Annotated in this window: 2 protein-coding genes; one reads left to right on the top strand and one right to left on the bottom strand. The window is 49.6% G+C overall.

Annotated features, from left to right (window positions below):
- A partial coding sequence (locus ACHHZ6_RS24765; protein WP_106672702.1) for a hypothetical protein occupies positions 1-192 on the top strand: 192 nt, incomplete at its 5' end.
- A 100-nt stretch (positions 193-292) separates the two neighbouring features.
- Here the strand turns inward: ACHHZ6_RS24765 and ACHHZ6_RS24760 are convergent.
- The coding region (locus ACHHZ6_RS24760) for a transposase (protein WP_143188226.1) at positions 293-556 on the bottom strand (264 nt) is incomplete at its 5' end.

Raw genomic sequence — 556 nt, 5'->3', positions numbered from 1 at the left:
TGGGGTCAGTTTGGATATCGAAAATTATTGTACTATAAGGACTTCCCCGGCATGTCAAAGCCGGTATTTATGGTTTCTGTCTGCTCTTCAGTAAAAATAAAGGGGAGAGACTGCGGTACTATAAACGGCCATGATGAATCGTCATCGATTCGGGCCCTGATGAAAGACGCGCGTGAGGTTCTTGTTCGTTAAGCGGATACGTATATCCTGTACAATAGCCAGATAGGCCTCACGGGGTCTAACCCTTTATCATCAACGAATTGCAGGTCAGATGGTTATACAGCTTCGAGCTTTAGTTGACTGAGTACAGCCGGAAATCATCACCGTAATGTAGTGATGCCCAACACAGCCGCGCATTTTTGGCGGCGATGGCCACAACAGCCCGCCAGTACCCTCTGCGCTCAACCAACATACAAACCCAACGGCTGAATGAGTCAGTCCTTTTCCCGGCGCCAATAAGCACTGAACGAGCCCCCTGAACCAGAAGCGTTCGCAGATACGAATCACCGGCTTTTGTGATCCTGCCGAGTTTCGACTTTCCCCCGCTGCTGTATTG

The organism is Enterobacter cloacae complex sp. 2024EL-00214 (assembly GCF_043945575.1).
Lineage (GTDB): Bacteria > Pseudomonadota > Gammaproteobacteria > Enterobacterales > Enterobacteriaceae > Enterobacter > Enterobacter cloacae_P.
The sequence above is the reverse complement of the archived record's forward strand: the minus strand, read 5'-3'. Positions and strand labels throughout refer to the sequence as shown.